This is a genomic window from Burkholderia sp. Ac-20353, from assembly GCF_017104785.1.
Taxonomy (GTDB): Bacteria; Pseudomonadota; Gammaproteobacteria; order Burkholderiales; family Burkholderiaceae; genus Burkholderia.
Genome location: NZ_JAAGPL010000004.1, coordinates 1 through 17216 on the forward strand (window position 1 = coordinate 1; position 17216 = coordinate 17216).

The 17216-nt window shown below is 60.4% G+C and carries 13 protein-coding genes and 1 pseudogene; 5 read left to right on the top strand and 9 right to left on the bottom strand.

Going from position 1 to position 17216, the window contains the following annotated elements; all coding sequences use genetic code 11:
• The 5 genes from G3N94_RS01285 to G3N94_RS01305 all read left to right on the top strand — a co-directional run.
• Nucleotides 1-1592, top strand: a 1592-nt coding sequence (locus G3N94_RS01285) for a carboxyl transferase domain-containing protein (protein WP_205790175.1), incomplete at its 5' end; no start/stop codon positions are given.
• 45 nt (nt 1593-1637) lie between these two features.
• Nucleotides 1638-2426 (top strand): enoyl-CoA hydratase/isomerase family protein, encoded by a 789-nt coding sequence (locus G3N94_RS01290; RefSeq protein WP_205790177.1) that lies wholly within the window; start codon nt 1638-1640, stop codon nt 2424-2426.
• A gap of 119 nt (nt 2427-2545) precedes the next feature.
• Nucleotides 2546-4570, top strand: a complete 2025-nt coding sequence (locus G3N94_RS01295) for an acetyl/propionyl/methylcrotonyl-CoA carboxylase subunit alpha (protein ID WP_205790179.1) — start codon at nt 2546-2548, stop codon at nt 4568-4570.
• A gap of 1 nt (nt 4571) precedes the next feature.
• The gene (locus G3N94_RS01300) at nt 4572-5516 is read left to right on the top strand and encodes a hydroxymethylglutaryl-CoA lyase (RefSeq protein ID WP_205790181.1); all 945 of its coding nucleotides are present in this window, start codon (nt 4572-4574) and stop codon (nt 5514-5516) included.
• A gap of 96 nt (nt 5517-5612) precedes the next feature.
• Complete coding sequence (locus tag G3N94_RS01305; protein ID WP_205790183.1) at nt 5613-6401, top strand: enoyl-CoA hydratase; 789 nt, start codon at nt 5613-5615, stop codon at nt 6399-6401.
• A 323-nt stretch (nt 6402-6724) separates the two neighbouring features.
• Here G3N94_RS01305 and G3N94_RS01310 read toward each other — a convergent pair whose 3' ends face one another.
• The 9 genes and pseudogenes from G3N94_RS01310 to G3N94_RS01355 all read right to left on the bottom strand — a co-directional run bounded on the left by G3N94_RS01310 (nt 6725) and on the right by G3N94_RS01355 (nt 17124).
• The gene (locus G3N94_RS01310; protein ID WP_241021490.1) at nt 6725-7405 is read right to left on the bottom strand and encodes a MarR family transcriptional regulator; all 681 of its coding nucleotides are present in this window, start codon (nt 7403-7405) and stop codon (nt 6725-6727) included.
• Between the two features lie 654 nt (nt 7406-8059).
• The gene (locus tag G3N94_RS01315) at nt 8060-9016 is read right to left on the bottom strand and encodes an alpha/beta hydrolase (protein WP_241021491.1); all 957 of its coding nucleotides are present in this window, start codon (nt 9014-9016) and stop codon (nt 8060-8062) included.
• Complete coding sequence (locus G3N94_RS01320; protein WP_205790185.1) at nt 9013-9837, bottom strand: SDR family oxidoreductase; 825 nt, start codon at nt 9835-9837, stop codon at nt 9013-9015. Before G3N94_RS01320 ends, G3N94_RS01315 begins: the two co-directional genes overlap by 4 nt.
• 10 nt (nt 9838-9847) lie before the next feature.
• On the bottom strand, nt 9848-11116 hold the full coding sequence (locus G3N94_RS01325) for a Rieske 2Fe-2S domain-containing protein (RefSeq protein WP_205790192.1): 1269 nt from the start codon (nt 11114-11116) through the stop codon (nt 9848-9850).
• A gap of 37 nt (nt 11117-11153) precedes the next feature.
• Nucleotides 11154-12443 carry a Rieske 2Fe-2S domain-containing protein gene (locus G3N94_RS01330; protein WP_205790198.1) on the bottom strand — a complete coding sequence of 430 codons (1290 nt, stop codon included), beginning with the start codon at nt 12441-12443 and terminating at the stop codon, nt 11154-11156.
• 48 nt (nt 12444-12491) lie between these two features.
• On the bottom strand, nt 12492-13454 hold the full coding sequence (locus G3N94_RS01335; RefSeq protein ID WP_205790200.1) for a PDR/VanB family oxidoreductase: 963 nt from the start codon (nt 13452-13454) through the stop codon (nt 12492-12494).
• Nucleotides 13455-13500: 46 nt separating this feature from the next.
• The gene (locus tag G3N94_RS01340; protein ID WP_205790206.1) at nt 13501-13947 is read right to left on the bottom strand and encodes a hemerythrin domain-containing protein; all 447 of its coding nucleotides are present in this window, start codon (nt 13945-13947) and stop codon (nt 13501-13503) included.
• 509 nt (nt 13948-14456) lie between these two features.
• Nucleotides 14457-15151, bottom strand: a pseudogene (locus G3N94_RS42105) (IS3 family transposase); the annotation flags it as partial.
• Between the two features lie 152 nt (nt 15152-15303).
• A complete protein-coding gene (locus G3N94_RS01355) occupies nt 15304-17124 on the bottom strand; it encodes a TniQ family protein (protein ID WP_205790212.1) in 1821 nt (606 codons plus the stop codon).
• Nucleotides 17125-17216 lie beyond the last annotated feature (92 nt).

Consider the following 17216-nt stretch of genomic DNA (forward strand, 5'->3'; position numbering starts at 1 on the left):
GAAAAAAAAAACCTCGTTCTGAGGCGTTCAAGGCCAACGCCGATGCCATGCGCACCCTCGTCGCCGACCTTCGCGACAAGGTCGCCCGCATCGCCCAGGGCGGCGGTGGCGACGCCCGCGCCAAGCACCTCGCGCGCGGCAAGCTGCTACCGCGCGACCGCGTGCAGCAACTGCTCGACCCCGGCACACCGTTCCTGGAGTTCTCGCAACTGGCGGCGTATGGCATGTACGACGACGCGGCGCCGGGCGCCGGCATCATTACCGGCATCGGCCGCATCTCGGGGCAGGAGTGCGTGATCGTCTGCAACGACGCCACGGTCAAGGGCGGCACGTATTACCCGATGACTGTGAAGAAGCACATCCGCGCGCAGGAGATCGCCGAGCAGAACAACCTGCCCTGCGTCTACCTGGTCGACTCGGGCGGCGCCAACCTGCCGAACCAGGATGACGTGTTCCCCGACCGTGACCACTTCGGCCGCATCTTCTACAACCAGGCCAACCTGTCGTCCAAGGGCATTCCGCAGATCGCGGTGGTGATGGGTTCGTGCACGGCCGGCGGTGCATATGTGCCGGCCATGAGCGACGAGTCGATCATCGTCAAGGAGCAGGGCACGATCTTCCTGGCCGGCCCGCCGCTGGTAAAGGCTGCCACGGGTGAAGTGGTGAGCGCCGAAGACTTGGGCGGTGCCGATGTGCACACGCGCCTGTCGGGTGTGGCGGACTACTTCGCCAACAACGATTCGCACGCGTTGGCGCAGGCCCGCAACATCGTCGCGCACCTGAACCGCCGCAAGCCGGACCAGGTGCAGATCCATGCGCCGGTCGAACCGCGCTTTCCGGCGGAAGAGCTGTACGGCGTGATCCCGGCAGACACGCGCAAACCGTTCGACGTGCGCGAGGTCATCGCCCGCATCGTTGACGACTCGGGTTTCGATGAATTCAAGGCACGCTACGGCACCACGCTGGTGTGCGGCTTCGCCCGCATCTGGGGTTACCCGGTCGGCATCATCGCCAACAACGGCATCCTGTTCTCGGAAGCCGCGCTCAAGGGCGCGCACTTCATCGAGCTGTGCTGCCAGCGCAAGATCCCGCTGGTGTTCCTGCAGAACATCACGGGCTTCATGGTCGGCCGCAAATACGAGAACGAAGGCATCGCCAAAAACGGCGCGAAGATGGTGACGGCGGTGGCCACCGCGCAGGTGCCCAAGTTAACGGTCATCATCGGCGGCTCGTTTGGCGCGGGCAATTACGGCATGTGCGGGCGCGCGTATTCGCCGCGCTTCCTGTGGATGTGGCCGAACGCGCGCATCTCGGTGATGGGCGGTGAGCAGGCAGCCAGCGTGCTCGCCACCGTGCGCCGTGACGGCATCGAAGCCAAGGGCGGCCAGTGGAGCGCGGATGAGGAAGCCGCCTTCAAGGCGCCGATCCGCGAGCAGTACGAACGCCAGGGCCACCCGTACTACGCCAGCGCCCGCCTGTGGGACGACGGCGTGATCGACCCGGCTGACACGCGCAGCGTGCTGGGCCTGGGCCTGTCGGCCAGCCTGAATGCGCCGATTGGCGACATGAACTTCGGAGTGTTCCGCATGTAAGGCGGCTCGCGGTATTGGAACCCTCAGCACACAAGTAGCACTGCCATGGACTTCACTACGCTTACCGTCACCCTCGCCCAGCATATCGCTACGGTCACGCTGAATCACCCAGAGGTGCGCAATGCCTTCAACGAGACCGTGATTGCCGAGTTGACAGAGGCTTTCGGTTCGCTTGGCTCGACCGACACGGTGCGCGTGATCGTGCTCGCCGGCAATGGGCCCGCATTCTGTGCGGGTGCCGACCTGAACTGGATGAAGAAGATGGCAGGCTATTCCGATGACGAAAACCGCGCCGATGCCCTGCGCCTGGCTGAGATGCTGCGCGTCATCTATGCGTGCCCGAAGCCTGTGGTGGCACGCGTGCACGGTGATACGTATGCCGGTGGCGTTGGGCTTGTTGCTGCCTGCGATGTGGTGGTTGCAGCGGAGGCAGCTAACTTTTGCTTGTCGGAGGCCAAGCTTGGTCTGATCCCGGCGACCATTAGCCCATATGTGGTCAGAGCCCTGGGCGAGCAGGCGTCCCGTCGCTATTTCGTCACAGCCGAGCGCTTCAATGCCGCCGAAGCACACCGGCTGGGCCTCGCGCATGAGTCTGTCGCTGCTGACGCGCTGGACGCCAAGGTTGAGTCGATCGTGGCGGCACTTGTGGCAAACAGTCCAAACGCCGTGCGCGAGAGCAAGCGGCTCGTCGCAGAGGTGGTGGGGCAGCCCATCAAGGACGAACTCTTGACTGATACCGCTGAGCGGATCGCCCGAATTCGAGCGTCCGACGAAGGGCGCGAAGGCGTGCGCGCTTTCTTGGAGAAGCGCTCGCCGGGCTGGAAACCGACATAAACGGCCATACGAGGCATATAGCGAATCGCAGATCAACTGCATGCCGGTCTTGCCAGGATGACCTGCGGTGCCGGAATGCGATCGCGCCTCATCCGTTCGACACAATCCACGGAGAGACAATGTTCAACAAGATTCTGATCGCCAACCGCGGTGAAATTGCATGCCGCGTGGCGGCCACCTGCCGTCGGCTGGGTATCCACACCGTCGCTGTCTATTCGGATGCCGATGCAGGCGCGCGCCACGTTGCCCTCTGCGATGAGGCGGTACACATCGGCGGCGCTGCTGCACGTGAAAGCTACCTGCGTGCGGATCGCATCATCGAGGTAGCCAAGGCTACTGGAGCACAGGCCGTCCACCCCGGCTACGGCTTCCTTTCCGAGAACGAGGAGTTTGCCCAGGCTTGTGCTGACGCGGGGCTGGTCTTCATCGGGCCGCCGGCTTCGGCTATCCACGCCATGGGGAGCAAGAGCGCGGCAAAGCAGCTAATGGAGAAGGCATCGGTGCCGCTCGTCCCGGGCTATCACGGCGAAGACCAGGATCCGGCACTGCTGCGTCGAGAGGCCGAACGCATTGGCTATCCGGTGCTGCTCAAAGCCAGCGCAGGCGGGGGGGGCAAGGGCATGCGCGTCGTGGACTCTGGCGAAGTATTCGATGCCGCGCTGATTTCGGTCAAGCGCGAGGCGTCGGCCAGCTTTGGCGACGACAAAGTGCTGGTAGAGAAATACCTGACGCGTCCGCGCCATATCGAGATCCAGGTGTTTGCGGACACGTTTGGTAACTGCGTCTATCTGTTCGAGCGCGATTGCTCGGTGCAGCGTCGTCACCAGAAGGTGTTGGAAGAGGCACCAGCCCCCGGCATGACGGAGGAGCGTCGCCGTGCGATGGGTGAGGCAGCAGTCAATGCCGCACGCGCGGTCGGTTACGTCGGTGCGGGCACCGTGGAGTTCATTGCCAATCAGGACGGCTCGTTCTACTTCATGGAGATGAACACGCGCCTACAGGTGGAGCACCCGGTGACCGAAATGATCACGGGGCAAGACCTGGTTGAATGGCAATTGCGCGTGGCGGTCGGCGAGTCGCTGCCTCTGACGCAGGCACAGTTGCGTATCAACGGCCACGCGCTGGAGGCGCGCATCTACGCTGAGAACCCCGATAAGCAGTTCCTTCCGTCCACCGGCACGCTGCGCTACCTGCGTACGCCAGCTGCCGTGCAGTTCATGCGTGGTGGCGACGCCGATGGTCCTGCTGGGGTGCGTATCGACGGTGGCGTGCGTGAAGGCGACACCATCAGCCCGTTCTATGACCCGATGATCTCTAAGCTGATTGTCTGGGGTAAAGACCGTGACGAGGCACTGGCCCGTATGCGCCAGGCATTGGACGCGTATCACGTAGTGGGGTTGTCCACCAACGTTGCCTTCCTGCAGCGGCTGGTGGGGTCGCAGGCTTTCCGCACGGCAGACCTCGATACCGGTCTGATCGAGCGCAACGAGCGGGAGCTTTTCCCTTCGCCCGAACCTGTTGGCATCGACACCATTGCGTTGGCCGTAGCGGCGCTGCTCGAACGTGATGCGCGCCAGCGTCGCATCAGCAAGGTGGATCGACACTCACCTTGGGCACACGTTGGTGCCTGGCGGCTGAACGGCGCTGGCCGGACGGTCTATCGGCTGCGCACCCCGGATGGCGAAATCGAAGTCAGCATACGAAATGAAGCGGACCGTCAGTGGCTAGATTTCATGGGCCAGACGTTGCCGATTTGCGCATCTTTCCGCGACGAGGCGTACGCGGTGGATTTGGGTGACCATACAGTGAAGGGGGCCTGCCATATCGATGGCAACACGCTGCATATCTTTGGCAGCGAAGGACGGTGGACGCTGGAGTGGGTGGACCCGCTCTCCCATGCTGGTGACGCTGAAGCCGAGGGAGGCAAGCTGGCCGCCCCGATGCCGGGACGCATTATCGCCGTTATGGTCGACGCCGGGGCGACCATCAGCAAGGGCGACGCACTGATCGTCATGGAAGCCATGAAGATGGAACATACCCTGACGGCTCCTACTAACGGGATCGTGGAAGAGGTGTTGTACGCGGTGGGCGATCAGGTCCAGGACGGGGCGCAACTCGTGGCCCTCAAACAGGAGGGCATCTGACATGAGCCTCCATGCCGCGCAGGCTTTTCCGATTTCTGGAAAGGTAAAGATCGTAGAAGTGGGCCCACGTGACGGTCTGCAGAACGAGGTCAGTCCCGTTCCGACAGCAATCAAAGTCGCCTTGGTCGATCGACTGAGTGCCGCAGGTTTCGCCAACGTTGAGGCCGCTTCTTTCGTGTCGCCCAGGTGGGTGCCACAGATGGCGGACGGTGCCGAGGTCATGGGGGCAATCCAGCGCTGGCCTAGTACTCTCTATTCGGCGCTGACGCCTAACATGAAGGGCTTCGAAGCTGCCTTGGCGGCAGGTGCCGGTGAGGCCGTGATATTTGGTGCAGCAAGCGAGGCGTTCTCCCAGCGCAACATCAATTGCTCGGTGGCCGAGTCGATCGAGCGTTTCGTGCCGGTGGCAGCCGCAGCTAAGGCGGCAGGCATGCGACTGCGTGCGAGTATCTCGTGTGCACTCGGTTGCCCTTATGAGGGCGAGATTCCGCTCGAAAAAGTTGTCGATGTGGTCCGCCGCATGCGAGATCTCGGTTGCGACGAAATTGACATCGCGGACACCATTGGCGTGGGCACGCCCGTGCGTACGCAAGCCGTGATGGAGGCCGCGGCACAGGTTTTTCCGCATGAACGCCTGGCCGGCCATTTCCACGATACGTATGGCCAAGCGCTGGCGAACATCTTGGCCAGCCTGCAAGTGGGTGTGCGCATCTTCCATGGATCGGTTGCAGGCTTGGGCGGCTGCCCATACGCCAAAGGTGCGACGGGCAATGTGGCCACCGAGGATCTGCTGTACATGCTTCACGGTATGGGCATCGAAACCGGTATCGATCTCGCCCAAGTGGTGCAAGCCGGCGCTTTTGTCTCTGAGGCGATCGGGCGCCCATATGCATCCCGGGCTGGTAAGGCGCTGTTCCTACGTCAGGCAGCCCGAGAGAAATCCTGAGCTTGTGACGCAGGTATGGCGAGCCAAGAAAACCGGCGTCGGAAAGACTGCAATTGTCTAAGTCGCCCATGTTCGACTTACGAAAGGGAGGTATAGATGGTCGAGTTGGAATATCGTGATCACGCTGGGGAACGATCAATCGCATTAATCACACTGAAGCGGCCACCTGCGAATGCCTTTACCCCTGAGGGTCTTTCGCAATTGCAGGACATGATCGGTGCCTTGAATGCTCAAGCTACGGTGCGAGCGATAGTGATCTGTGGCGACGGACAAAAATTCTTCAGTGCTGGCGCCGACTTGAACATGTTCGCCGATGGTAATCGCGAGGTCGCCCGGATGGCTGTGGCGCGCTTCGGCGCGGCGTTCGAGGCGCTGCAGAACGCGCGCCCAGTGGTCATCGCCGCGATTAACGGATATGCGATGGGTGGCGGACTGGAATGTGCACTCTCTTGCGATATTCGCATTGCCGAGAAGCATGCTGTTTTGGCGCTGCCTGAAACGGCGGTCGGTGTATTGCCGGCAGGTTGTGGAACGCAGACCTTGCCATGGCTGGTTGGTGAGGGCTGGGCAAAGCGAATGATTCTGACTGGCGAGCGAGTCAGTGCTGAAACGGCCCTTCGGATCGGTCTGGTGGAAGAAGTCGTTGAATCGGGCACGGCAAGCGAGGCGGCTATCGAAATGGCAATTCGCGTAACGAAGCTGAGTCCGACGGCAGTTTCGTACAGCAAACAACTGATTCATCAAGCGCGCAATGGGGTCCCGAGAGCTGCAGCGTTATCGGTTGAGCGCGAGCGGTTTGTGGATCTTTTTGATGATCCCAACCAGCGCGAAGGTGTGAACGCGTTCCTTGAAAAAAGGGCGCCGCGCTGGCACACGACGGAGTGAAGGGAAGGAGGGCGATCGTCGCTTTCACCAGTTGCTCGCGTAGCGGGGGCTTGTTTCATAACCGCCTGCTACGCGGTGATGCCGTTCAGTCAAGCGTCACTTGGCTGGCTCGCCACAACGCGAACTGAGTCAACAACATGTAAAAAGGCCGCCCCTGACGTCGATCGATGCGGCCTTTTTTGCCTTAACTGAACGGTATTACCCGCTACGCGGTGCTTTTGTTGATGGTGTTCTGATGCCGTGCAAATGCAGCCTGAGCCGGAATTGCATCTATACAGCTATGACTGCTGTGCCGTGACACCACACAATTCCGCTGGAACCGTTTAGCGGCTTTGTCGCGAGCGCCGAATGGTCTTCGCCCGGGTTTTTGGCGACTCAGTTTCGGTCTCTTCCAACGAGGGAAGCACCAATTCCTCCATCAAGGCCAACGTACGAAGGCAAAATTCGGCGCCGGAGGCACGTTCGGCGTCGGAAAAGTGTGCCATTGCAGGCCCGATGGAGGACTCTTCGGCAAGCTTTACGACAGCGTGTTCGACAACCTCCAGTCCTTTCTTTGTCAGGTGGACGATAAAACCGCCCGCGTGGCCTGGGTCGACCATGCGCTCTACCATGCCATGCGTCGCAAGGCGGTCGATTTTTTTGGTAATCGCCCCCGAAGTCACGATCAAGGCACGGTATAGGTCTGTTGGGCGTTTTGCATATGGGGGGCCACCCCGACGGAGTGCGAGCAGCACGCGCATATCTGAGCCGCTGATTCCCCACATGCGTTGACACATCCGATCGAACGACTGTTCAACCATCGTACCCAGCCGCATGAAATAGATGGCGAGCAGGAAGTTGGATAGATCGAGATCGCTTCGTTCGCGCTGCCATTGCAGCGTGACAAGCTCAATGTGACTGCTTCCGAGCACGCGTGGCTTACGACTCGTGTCCAATTCAGCAGCTGCGGCAGACTTCTTGTGGATACGGGTGGGTGAGGAATCCTTCGCGGCCGAGGTGCTCATGTGTCCTGCTTCCTTGGAAGGTCAGCGCAATTGCGTTTGTTAGTTGCAGCGGTACCAGCCCGCTGACCTCCGCCATTGTACGTAAATTGTGTTCATCTACAAATAAGGCTTGTCCGACACGGGCTTGCCGTGTCAGGAAATTCCGACACCGGCCGGGCCATGCACTGACAGACGATCGCGATCGGCGTCCCGGAATCCGATAGCGCACGCGGGCCGTGCCCGCCACGCGGCCGACCTGAATCAATCGCGCCCCGTTTTGCGCGAGATAGCGTGAGCTGTATCTTCGTATCGATCGGCAGCCCGCCAGCGCACCAAAGAAGGACTCCACGCGCCACGACGGGCCAGACAGCAACCCTTTGATTTAGTGAGATAATGTTTTAGGGGCGGAATGCTATGCCTTGTCGGATCGAGATCGACCTATCCTTGTAAACCGCTGCAAAATAAAGGGGACCCCAAACAGCACTACATCCCCCAAATTGTCTTTTCTCAGGATTGAGTCACCCCCAATGCAAAGCGCTCGACAAGATCGCCCAAGGATTTTCCTGACGTCCAAAGCGGCTCCTTTTATTCACGAGACTCCCAATGATTCAGGCGGCCGGCCAGTGAAGGTTTGCTTTTGACCGGCCGCCCACGGGGGGCTGGTGATGAAGGCACCTAAACAGCGCTGATCGCTGAGCGCAGCATGCCGGCGACTTGCTGCTGAGCAACAGCTGCCGCATCGACCTGGCCGCGCATGCTATAAAAGGTATGCAACATGCCCTGATAACGCACGCATGTCGTGGGCACACCGGCGTCCGCCAGTTTCACGGCGTACGCTTCACCATCGTCGCGGACTGCGTCACACTCCGCTGTGATGACTAGTGCAGGGGGCAGGTCGGCATGGCTGTCTGCCAGAAGCGGTGAGAGCTTCCACGTGGACGGCGATACACCGTGGTTGAGCGCATATGTGTGAAACGCGTACTCGACGTCGGCTTTGCGCTGCATGAATCCTTCGGCATAGGCCGACAGGGATTCGGCCTGCAGACGGGCATCCGTGGCGGGATATACCAGGGCTTGGGCTAGAAGGCGCGGGCCCTCATGGCTTCGTGCGAGTAGGCAGACCACTGCGGCAAGGTTGCCACCGGCTGATTCGCCGAACACTGCCATGCGTGCAGCCGGCAGTCCATGTTCAGGACCGTGGGCCGCGACCCAGCAGGTTGCCGCCCATGCGTCCTCGAGCGCGGCGGGGAAGGGATGCTCGGGGGCCAGGCGATAGTCCACGTTGACGACCGCAAGTCCGGAATCGTTGGCAAGGTTTCGGCATACCGCGTCGAAGCTGTCAATGTTGCCCATCAGCCATCCGCCGCCATGGAATGCCATCACCACACCGGTCGCGTCCTTCGGGTGGTAGATGCGGACAGGGATATCGCCCGCGGGCCCAGGGACGCAGAGATCCAATACCCTGTCGACATGGGGGCCGGGCGCGCGGGCGGCAGTGCGCGCCGCAATGGCGGCTCTGGCTTCCTTGGGGCTCACTCCAGCCATGCTTGGTTTGGATGCAGCTTCCGCCGCCATGGCGCGCAGAGAGGGGTGGATTTGGTCTTCTGGGACAGGAGATTTCATCGTTTTCATGGAGTCGGAGTCGCCGAGGGAGCGAAAGTGATTTTCGGAACCGCGGCTATGACACCCAGACCTCCGTCAACATTGACAATCTCTCCGACCATATGGGCGCTCAGGTCCGAAGCGAGGAACAGCAGGTGGCTGGCGATCTCCGCCGGCGTCGCGGCGCGGCCGATCGGAATTGCCTGGCCGACGTTGTTCCAGGTCGCTTCATTGAGGCGCTGGTTCAGCCGCGGTGTGCGTACGAAGCCGGGAGATACGGCGTTGATGCGGATGTTGTAGCGTGCGTACTCGATCGCTGCGGCACGGACAAAATGGTGCAACGCTGCCTTCGATGCCGCGTAGACGACCTCGTTCGGTACCACGAGGTCACCAGCGAGCGATCCGACAAACGCAAAAACGCCACCGCCGTCAGCCTTCATGATTTCGCCACCGATCTGAACTGCCAGATAGGCGTGGCGTACGACGATGTCGAACTGCTGGTTCCAAGCAGTATCGTCAAACTCCGCTAGAGGCTTGAGGCCCGCAACCCCGATGATGTCGACCACGCCATGGATGTGGCCAAAGTGTTGGCGTGCGGTGTCAAAGACGCGCTGCATGTCGGCGCGCGATGTCGCGTCAGCAGCACACGGTACGCCGCCCACCTTTTCCGCAATGTTTCGGGCGAGCTGTTCGTCCACATCGACACACAATACGCGTGCACCCGCTTGGGCGAGCGCGTAGACCGTCTGTTCGCCGATCCCTTGACCAGCCCCAAGCACAATAAACCCTTTGCCGTCGAGTCGAAGGAGGGACAGGTAGTCGGGAGTGACGTTGTTGCAATGAGTCGTCACGGTGTTCTCCTTATGCACTCTCGGTTTGGCGATGAGAGGGCACCAGGTCTTGCCAAGCGATGCCATCTTCGACCTGCGTGTCGCAAGCGCTTACACCGGTCAGGTCTAGCCCGAGGGCGGCCGGTTGCTGGTTCTGCGAGGCGCGCTTGACCGATTCCAAAAGAACCCGGCGCACGCGCACAACTGCCTGATCGGCGGGGACCAGATGCTCGCGTGAACGGTCGTACAGAGGGCCTTGAGAAAGACCGATCGTCGCGTCCTCCACCTCGACACCGCGCAAGCCGGTCCAACTTTCCTGCATGAGTGCGCGGCTCTGGCCAAAGTTGTTGGCCCAGCTTGCCGTGAAGGTGCAGTTCTTGCGGTCGTAGTAGTCCGGGTTGTCGAGGCCCAGCAGTTCGATGATCTTGTCTTCGGTAATTGGCGAGTCGCCGTGGACAATCAGGAACGTGCTCGTGTGCGTGTCGTCCGCGGGGACTTCGAGCACGGTAAAGAGGAACGCCGGCGCGGGAATGATGCGGCCATATGGCACGATGAACGGCACCACGCGTGCGTTCCGCACCTTCGGGTCATCGGTCTTGCGCAATGCGGCGTAGTGGAAGCCGAATGCCGTTTCTTCGATCTTCAGCGCAGGCTCCAAGTCGTTTGAGGCCAGGGCGGCAGGGTTGACGACGTCGGGGTTGGGCGTGAATTCGTTTTCCTTCCAGCCTGGCCGTGCCATGTTGGTGTGCAGCACGCCAACGTGAGAACTGTCCTCGCCGCCCTCCACCAGTTGCAGGTAATTGCAGGCAACGTTGATGCGTAGGACAACGCGGTGGTCCGGCTTCGCATCCATGAACGCGTAGCGCGAGAACGCCGGTTGCAATTCCTTCGGGCCAACATAAGCCCAAACGATGCCGCCTTCCTCGTGCACAGGGAAAGCCGGTGCCTTCATGCGCGCGGTGTACTTCGGATCAGCATGGTTCGGTGTTTCCATCACGTCGCCGAACGCGCTGAACTTCCAGCCATGGTAGAGGCAGCGGATGCCACCTTCTTCAACGCGGCCGAGCGCTAGCGACGCGCCGCGGTGCATACACAGCTCCTCCAGGAAGCCTACCTGACCTTGCGAGTCGCGGAACGCGACATAGTCTTCACCGAGCAGCCGCACGCGCAGCGGTGTGCAATCAGGTTGCGACAACTGGGCAGACGTGCATACAGGGTGCCAAAAGCGCCGCATCAGGGTGCCGCCGGGCGTACCGGGGCCGACACGGCAAAGCAGGTCGTTGTCTTCGTGACTCAACATATCTGAACTCCTATCTCAAATTCGGTGGTTGAACGGGCTAGGCGCGCACGCCTGCCGATGAAACGATCTGGTGATGCGGAACCAGTTGCCGCCAGTCTTCGTTCACGTTGATCTCTCCGGATACGCCGACGGCACGGCCAACGTCCGCTTGGAGCGCCGGAATATCCTTTTGATCGCGAGTTGCACGCGCGCACGTCAGCAAGGTGCGTTGAAGTCGGCTGATGGCGAGATCAGCTGTGGACAACATCTCATGAGAGCGGTCACGGATCGTGCCGCTGGAAACGCTGCACGCCGCGTCCTCTTGCGTGATGCCGTCAAGGCCCGTGAAGTGGCCGGCGCGCTGCCGTGCACGGTCCTGGCCAAAGCCGTTCGTGAGGGACATCGCTGCAGGCGAGTCGCAGGTGTCGATCGTCATGCCGTATTTGCGCAGCGTCGCGTCATCGAGGCCGACGAACTCGAGTTGCTGCGTTCGTAGTGGCTCTTCACCAACGCGCTTTTTTGCGTCCCACCAGACATGGAAGAAGCTGCAGCGCTCATCGTTGATCGGTACGATTGCAAGCCAGACGTCCCCGTTCGCATTGGCGATAAAGCATGGTGTGATGAACGAGGTGACGCGTGCGATACGCTTGTCGCCCGCCTCTCGGATGGCAGCATAGTGGAAGCCGAAGTCCGTTTCGTCCGCTTCGATGGTGGGCGACGCGTCGAACTGCATGTGTGAAATCTTGCCCGCGTAGTCGAGGTCGGAATTGGTGGTTTGAGCAAGCGCGGAACCATGAAGAACGGTCAGGTGCGACGAGTCCACGAGCCCTTCCATGACCTGCACAAAATTGCAATTGACGATCGCACGCGCGTTGATGCGGTGAGAACTTGACTCGTCCATGAACGGCCAATGAGGGAAGGGAGGTTCTTCCGTTGCAGGCCCTAGATAGGCCCACAGGAGGCCTCCTGCCTCGCGCACTGGGTAGGTTCGGCCTTTGACGCGATCTTTGAACTTCGGGTCGGGAACATTGGGCGTTTCCAGTACTGCCCCGTTCACGGCGAACTTCCAGCCGTGATAGATGCAGCGCAGGCCGTCGCCTTCCGCGCGGGCCAACTGCATGGAGGCGCCGCGATGCAGGCAGCCTTCTGCGTAGAGCCCCGGGCGACCTTCCTGGTCGCGCCAGACCACAAAGCGTTCGCTCAGTACCTCGATGGTCTGCGGGTCGCCATTGGGCTCAGGCAAGTCTGCGGATTGCATAACGGGCAACCAAAAACGGCGCATGGCTTTGCCCATGGCCGTATCTGGGCCGGTTTGACACATCAGTTCGTTGTCTTGCTTTGTCAGCACGTTCGTCTCCTTGTTTCAGCGTTCTTCAGGCTTGAGGGAATAACAGCGTCAAAGATCAAGCACCAGCCGCCGTGTCTTGGCGCGCGAGCAGCAGGGTGTAAAGCAGTCGTTACGTGTGTGTTCGTCGTCCGTGAGGTAAAGATCGCGATGGTCCGGCTCACCGGAAAGCACCTTGGTTATGCAGCTGCCGCAGACGCCTTGCTCGCAGGAGAGTGACACGTCGTATCCCGCGTCCAACAGCGCATGCGCAGCGCTTTGTTCAGCGGCGACGGGAATGATCTTGCCGCTGCTCTTGATCTCCAGCTCGAACGGGCCATCGCTTGTGTGATCGATCGGTGCGGCCGCGAAGTATTCGCGATGCAGATGCTGTTCATCCCAGCCGAGTTCGCGGGCCGTTCCGAGGATGTAATCCATGAAACCGGCCGGGCCGCATACGTACAAGTGCTTGTCGCTAGACGGCGAACCAATCGCCGAGCATGCGTCGAGTTTCTGATCTGGGGCCTCTTCATTCGCATATACGCGGACCTGATCTCGAAAGCTCTCAGTTTTCAGACGGTCAACGAACGCCATGCGGGATAGCGTGCGACCGCAATAGTGCATTTCAAAGGGTTGACCTTCGCGCGCGAGCTGCTGCGCCATGCAAAGAATGGGCGTGATCCCAATGCCTCCAGCGAAGAGCACGGAACTGGCGCGGCCACTATGCAGAGGAAAGTGGTTGCGTGGGGCGCTGATGGCGAGCGTGTCCCCTTCCTGAATGTCATCCACGAGCTTGGTAGAGCCGCCGCGCGACTGTGGCTCGCGTAGCACGCCAATTCGATAGCGCGAGCGTTCCGTCGGCAAGTCGTACAAGGAGTATTGCCTAACCAGCCCGCCAGGAACGTGTACGTCGATGTGGGCGCCGGCCTCGAAAGTCGGTAGGGAATCATCGGAAAGGGGGGCGAGGTCATAACCAGCGATGCCTTCGCTCAACATCGTCTTGGCGATGACTTTTACTTGCAGCAAGGTGTTCATTTTCGTCTAAATATCTTCCGGGGAATATATATGTGTAAAAAAAGATTCAGACTGGGAGGGGGGTGCGTGAACGCTGGATGACCACTGGAGAGCCGCCGAGTTTGCGCTGGTTCAGCCAACGTGCGAGGCCCTGGTCCATGACGCGCACATGCTCGGGAAACCAATCCATCAAGGCATAAGCAAATGAGCGGACAACTTCCGTATGCCCTTTAGCTAACATATCGCGCACGTCATCAATCGACTTGAACACCGCGGCATGCTCATCGATATGGCACCCGGCTGAGCCATAGGAGGTTTCCTGCATGGCGGCATCCTCTTCGTCGAAATGTCGGCGAGCGTGCTCGGAAAATGCAACAAGCGCTTGGCCAAGGTCGCTGTCCGCTACTGTCAACAGCGCGTCCACACATGCGACAAACTCATGGTGCATCTCGTCCATGGTGTGGTGCCCGAGCTTGAGGTCATCATGCCAAGCGAAACGGGAGAAATGCTTCATTGCAACCTCTTGAATAAATTCGTGCGCGGCGTCTCCAGGTATTCGATCGCTGGGATGCCCTCGCCTTGCTGCAAGTTAGTGAACCCAAGCAGTCGAACTGCTTGCGGACATGTGCAGATCCACGCGGCCCACGAAGAGAGTTTTTGCCACTATTGCCTACGACTTTGCCAGCCTTCTGTCGAACGCTTTGCCGCGAATCAATGATTTGTCCCCGAGAGAGACAAGTCTCTGACCTGCGCAACTTTGTGGTTCCAATGGCAGGTCCACCTGAATTGGCTCCTCAAATTTTGTCTTCCATGGAAGATTAGTACTTGAGGAAGAGGGTGTCGAGGTAGGGATAACACCGATGCTTGTTGGCGACGGCCAAGGGGGGGGCTTGATGACGAGGGGGGAGCCTGTTTGTGATGCCTTCGGTCTCGACTAAGGCGAGCTATTGCGGTCTGATCAAGTGGATCGAGCTTGCGATTTTGCGGACCGTGAGGCGATCGATGCTAGCGGCGGCAGGTAAAGAGGTACACGAAGCCTCGCGCCATCGGGATATAGCTCGTGTCGAGTGCCCATACCTGATTGGCGCGGTTGATCGTCATTCCTCGCAGCAGGTATGGCCAGACCTTGTGCTGCTTGTCGCGACGGCTCGTGTTCGGCTTGCAGTACAGCGCCGCAATGCCCATGCGCTTCATCAGCGTGCCCACGTGCCGTCGGCCCACCTTGAAGCCTTCGCGGCGCAGCAGACGCGCCAGCATGCGCGCTCCCGCAAACGGGAACTCAAGATGCAGCTCGTCGATGCGGCGCATCAGTTTCAGTTCCGTCTCGCTGACCGGTTGAGGCTGGTAGTAGACGCTTGATCGGGCGATGCCCAAAAGTCGCGCCTGTTGCGCAATCGGCAGCGCGTGTGCACGGTCGATCATCGCTTTCCGCTCAGCAACCCCGCCTTGCCGAGCGCTCCGCTTAAAAAATCGTTCTCCAGCGTCAACTGGCCAATCTTCGCGTGGAGCACCGTGACGTCCACTGGTGGCTCACCCGTCGTCGCCTTGCCCGTCTCGATCACTTCCGACACGCGCTCCTGCAACTGCTTCTTCCAGTCCGTAATCTGGTTCGGATGAACGTCGTACTGCTGCGCCAGCTCTGCCAGCGTCTTGTCGCCCTTCAGGGCTGCCAGCGCGACCGGGGTCAATTCTGGGCGTGCGATAACATGCCTGAGCAGCCGATCCCCGGCCTTCGAGAGCACCGAGTGGTCCCGAACGGTCTCCTCGATGGCGAGGTCGACGAACAAGCGGAACAGCGGTTTGTAGAAATCTATTTAATCAGCATGCGCTCGTTGCTCTCAAAAATTTATCGAGTGCGATCGAGGCTAACTCAGGCCTGCTTTCGCGTGGCCGGTACAGGGGGTGAGGCTGAACTATCGATAGATTCAGAGCAAACGTCGTACTGCGGCGCCGAGGACGTGGCACCGATCAGCTGAAGCCCTCGTTTTACGTAGGCACGCCCGGATTTCATGAAGGTCTTGTCCGGGCACGGGCCTTCCCATTTGAGGTCGATGCCATATTCGCATAACAGAGCGACAATCTGGCCATCGCGAAGGCGGCCGACGGGTGCGAGCGCACGCTTGCGGAAGTAGGCGTCGAGTTCGATGAACTTGTAGTACCAGACACCGGCATCTTCCAAGAGGCGCGACGTGGAGACGTCCGTGGTGGAGGAATTCGCGAGCGCCCACACATATCGACGCGCATAGAAGTGCCATTGACTTTCGACGAATTCGTCGAGCACGCGAGTACTGCGCGGATAGGCCGAGTTTGCATAAGCGATGTGCGCGAGCTTCGCAGCTCGTCCAATGGTACTCTTCGAGATTTTCGTCGGCCGTTCCGTACTTGCGTAGAGCTTGAGTGCCGCTTGCCGCAGACGCTCGGCGAATTCCTCATCGCGCGGATGCGGTGAGACGACGCGTGTTGAAGCGTGCGGCAGATCGCGGGGCTTCTGCGCCAGTGCTCTGACTTGCTCGAACGCGCTGGCATCCCACTTCAGCAAGCGCGAGAGCGTGCCACGATAGCGGGCCCAGAGGTCTTCCAATGTATAGCGCGGATTCTCCTGCATGATCCGGCGCAGATCATCAATGGTGCGGGCGACCTTATCATTCGCTTTTCGCGCTGAACTGCTCGAATTCGGGCCGGCCGGGCTGATCACCTTCGATGTGCCTGGGCCACTATCCGCCGCGGCCGCGTCGAGTACTTGGACAAACTGAGTCGCGTCAGTAAAGAGAAAATGGGCAGTCAGCAACTGCCGCCCGAGCGGCACATCGCGCGCGCCGCTTTTGCTGCTCATGCGGAACCACTGCCCGCGCTTGCCTGCCGCGTACGCCGGATCTGCTTTCCGCAAGAACTCTTCGCCGTAGTAGTCTTCCAGTGCCGCGGTAGCCGCATGCCGATCGATGCCCCGTTGTCCCCGGCCGAGTCCAAGCTCGCGGAGTTTCCGTGTGCATGCGCTGACGAGTATGGAGAGGGAATAGGCGCTGGGGGCGGCGAGCAACAGGTCTTTCACGAACACGGCATAACTGTGTACGGCGTCCAAGTTCGACGACGCGGCAGAATTGGCCGGCAGATCACTGCCGAGGCGGTACCCGCACACACAGGGCTTCCACGGTACCTCCAGCAGTTCGCGCGGCTGTTCGAAGGGACAACCGCAATGTGGGCATCGCTCGAGCAACTCGGCGCGATGGTGCCAGCAGTGGGCGACGCCAGGCACCTGATGGGCGCGGTGCACATACGGCGAGCCCAGCGATTCGAAGTCGTCTCGTACACATTGCTCGCACAGGTTCGTCTTCCCGGCAAGGCCCAGCGTGCGCCGGCGAATGGACACAGCTTTTGCCCCACTGCTGAGCCAATTATCCGGCACTCGCCAAACGCCGAACAGCGTCACGAAAGGATAAAGTGTGTTTTCCCTGAGCAACTGTTCGAGATTGGCGCGACCATCACCCGGCAGACGCGAAGCCAACGCCGGCAGATCCGGCGGCACGATATCGGTGAGCGCCGCACGCGGCTTGCCGACAAGCTGTTGAAAGCTCTCGCGCGTGGTGCGATTGCGGGTGATGATGTGATAGCGGCCTGCGCGCGAGGCAAGTGTTTCGTCAGGCAATGAGGCGGGAAAGAGAAGCAGATCTGAAATGGGATTTACGAGGTGCATGATCCTGCGACGGGGTGGCGGCCCAGCGACCACTGTTAGCGTCAACGGACGCGAGAAATTCGACGTCAGATGCGGCCGGTTCAGAGCCGGTT